Consider the following 3,430-nt stretch of genomic DNA (forward strand, 5'->3'; position numbering starts at 1 on the left):
CAAGGCCGGCAAGCTGCTGGCGCTGTACCGCCCGGCCGGCGTGGCGACGGCGCGCGTGCTGCTGGTCGCCGCGGGGGATGGCGGCGCGGCCGCGGTTCGGACGGCGGTGCAGGCGGCCGTGAACGCGGCCAAGGGCTACAGCCCGAAGCGGGTTGCCATGGTCTTCGCCGGCGCCACCGATGCGGCGGCACTGGCCAGCGCGGTGCTGGCGGCTGCCGATGTCAGCTACGTCTACACCGAGACCAAGTCCAAGGCCGAGCCCCGGACCATCCGCCAACTGAGCGTGGGCGTGCCGGACGCTGCGGCCCTGCGCGAGGCCTTCGACCAGGCCTGCGCAACCGTCGCCGGCGTCGAGCTGGCCAAGGAATGGGGCAACCGGCCGGGCAACCACTGCACGCCGACGATGCTGGCCGATGCCGCGAAGATGCTCGCCGAGCTGCCGAACGTGAAATGCGAGGTGCTGGGCCCCAAGGAAGTGGCCAAGCTCGGCATGGGCGCCTTCGAGGCCGTCTCGCAAGGCTCGGCCGAACCGCTGCGCTTCATCGTCCTGCGCTATCACGGCGCGCCCAAGGACCAGGCGCCGGTGGTGCTGGTCGGCAAGGGCATCACCTTCGACACCGGCGGCGTCTCGCTCAAGCCGGCGGCGGAGATGGACGAGATGAAGTTCGACATGTGCGGGGCGGCCAGCGTGCTGGGCGTGTTCCGCGCCCTTGGCGACATCCAGCCGGCGATCAACGTGATCGGGCTGGTGCCCTCGTGCGAGAACATGAACGACGGCCGGGCGCTGAAACCGGGCGACGTCGTCACCAGCATGAGCGGCCAGACCATCGAGGTGCTCAACACCGATGCCGAGGGACGCCTGATCCTTTGCGATGCGCTGACCTACGCCAAGCGCTTCGCGCCGGCCTCGGTGATCGACATCGCCACCCTCACGGGGGCTTGCGTGGTCGCCCTGGGCGGCGTGCGCAGCGGGCTCTTCTCCAGCGACGATGCGCTGGCCGGCGCCCTCGAGGCCGCCGGCGAGGCTTCGCAGGACCGCTGCTGGCGGATGCCGCTCGACGACGACTACGCCGAAGGCCTCAAGACCAATTTCGCCGACGTCGCCAACGTGGCCGGCCGCGCCGGCGGTGCTGTCACGGCGGCCAAGTTCCTGCAGCGCTTTGCCAGCGACTATCCCTGGGCGCATCTGGACATCGCCGGCACGGCGTGGAAGAGCGGGGCGGCCAAGGGCTCGACCGGCCGGCCCGTCGGCCTGCTGCTGAACTACCTCTTGACGCAGAGCCGCAAGGATGGCGGCGGGGCCGGCGCCAAGACCTCCTCGCGCACGACGGCGAAGGCCCCCAAGGCCCGGTCCCGCAAGTGACCGAGATCGACGGCCACTACAACATGCCCGACAAATTGGGCTATGCCTGCCGCCTGCTGCGCAAGGCGGTCGGTGCGCATGGCGCGCGGCTGGTGGTGGTGGCGGACGCCGCATTGCTGGACGCGATCGACCTGGCCCTGTGGAAGCTCGCGCCGAGCGATTTCGTCGCCCATTGCCGCAGCGTCGATCCGCCCTACATCGTCCGGCGCTCGCCCGTGGTGCTGGCGGACAGCACCGAGGCGACCTTGCCCGACCGTCCGATCCTGGTCAATCTCGGTGCCGAACTGCCCGCGAGGTTCGAGCGTTTCGAGCGGCTGATCGACATTGTCGGCAGCGACGACGCCGACCGCCAGGCCGGCCGTGTCCGCTGGCGGCACTACAAGGATCGCGGCTATGCGATTCGCACCCATGCCTATGGCGGGGCCAACGGATGACCGGAGCGCCTCGCACGCCGCCGCGTTTCGTCCCCACCTTGACGACGGTGCTCGAGTCCGCGGCGCAGGCTGCGGCAGTTCCCGCGCCGCAGGCTGCGGCAGTTCCCGCGCCGCCGGCGCCGGAGCCCGTCGCCCCGATCGCGATCGAGCCTTCGCAGGCCGTCGCACTGAGCCCCGAGGCCAAGCTGTCCGAGGCCGAGGCCTTCCGCCTCGAAGAGCAGTTGCTGCACCGCGTGCTGCAGCGCGTCGACCTCTCGCTCGAGGAGCGCGTGAGCGATGCGGTGTCAGCTGCCGTTCAGCAGCACCTCGACACCATGATCCCCCGTCTGCGCAATGAAATCGAGGCTGTTCTGCGGGCACTGGTCAGCGAAGCGCTGGCCCGCGAGCTTTCGGACAACCCCGGGTCTACGCCAGCATTCGGGCGCGAAACCTTGGGCTAAACTGCGCCCGGGTCGAAAAGCGCGAGGGCGCTGCGCATCCGCGGCGCGATACTTGCTGAAGGTATTTGCCCGGATCCAAAGACCGGTTTTCAACTCTACTCATCCAATGTTCTGGAGGTTCTCATGCAATTGAAATGGACTGCTGTCGCCCTGGCCGCTCTTGCGCTCGTGGCCTGTGGCAAGAAGGAAGAAGCCGCAGCACCCGCGGCACCCGCACCGACCGCAGCCGCTCCCGCTCCCGCCGCGCCCCCGGCCGATGCCCTGGTGGTCAAGATCGGCCACGTCGCACCGACCAGCGGTGCCATCGCCCACCTCGGCAAGGACAACGAACTCGGCGCTCGCATGGCGGTCGAGGACCTCAACGCCAAGGGCATCAAGATCGGCGACAAGGCCGCCAAGTTCGAACTGCTCGCGGAAGACGATGCTGGCGATCCGAAGCAAGGCACCGCAGTCGCCCAGAAGCTGGTCGACAGCAAGGTCAACGGCGTCGTCGGCCACCTGAACTCCGGAACCTCGATCCCGGCTTCCAAGCTGTACAGCGACGCCGGCATTCCGCAGATCTCGCCGTCGGCGACCAATCCGAAGTACACCCGCCAGGGCTTCAAGACCACGTTCCGCGTGGTGGCCGACGACACGCAACTGGGCGGCACGCTCGGCAAGTACGCGGTCGAAACGCTGAAGGGCAAGAAGATCGCCGTGATCGACGACCGCACCGCCTACGGCCAGGGCGTCGCCGAAGAATTCGAGAAGGCCGCCAAGGCTGCCGGCGGCACCATCGTCGGCCACGAGTTCACGACCGACAAGTCGACCGACTTCAACGCCATCCTGACCAAGCTCAAGGGCGCTCAGCCCGACATCCTGTTCTTCGGCGGCATGGACGCCGTCGGCGGGCCGATGCTCAAGCAGGTCAAGCAGCTCGGCATGAACGTCAAGTTCATGGGCGGCGACGGCCTGTGCACCGGCGAACTGGCCAAGCTGGCCGGCGATGCGATCGGCGAGGAAATGGTCGTCTGCGCCGAAGCCGGTGGCGTCGATGGCGACTTCAAGGGACCGCTGGAAGCCTGGAAGACCAAGTTCAAGGAAAAGAACGGCGTCGAAGTCCAGATCTATGCGCCGTACGTCTACGACGCCGTGCAGGTGTTGGCGGCTGCGATGCAGAAGGCCGGCTCGGCCGATCCGGAGAAGTACCTGCC

At 68.4% G+C, this 3,430-nt stretch carries 4 protein-coding genes; all 4 read left to right on the forward strand.

Annotated features, from left to right (window positions below; translation table 11 throughout):
• Positions 1–1,363: leucyl aminopeptidase (locus tag AC1DY5_RS47905; protein WP_478121377.1), on the forward strand; the 1,363-nt coding region annotated here is incomplete at its 5' end.
• Positions 1,360–1,797 carry a DNA polymerase III subunit chi gene (locus AC1DY5_RS47910; protein WP_478121378.1) on the forward strand — a complete coding sequence of 146 codons (438 nt, stop codon included), beginning with the start codon at positions 1,360–1,362 and terminating at the stop codon, positions 1,795–1,797. The genes AC1DY5_RS47905 and AC1DY5_RS47910, both read left to right, overlap by 4 nt.
• A 47-nt stretch (positions 1,798–1,844) precedes the next feature.
• Positions 1,845–2,237: a hypothetical protein gene (locus tag AC1DY5_RS47915; RefSeq protein ID WP_478121380.1), complete on the forward strand. Its 393-nt coding sequence runs from the start codon at positions 1,845–1,847 to the stop codon at positions 2,235–2,237.
• Positions 2,238–2,360: 123 nt separating this feature from the next.
• Positions 2,361–3,430 (forward strand): branched-chain amino acid ABC transporter substrate-binding protein (locus AC1DY5_RS47920; protein ID WP_478121379.1); only part of this gene is annotated, 1,070 nt, incomplete at its 3' end.

It is taken from the genome of Variovorax sp. P4_D9, assembly GCF_056401695.1.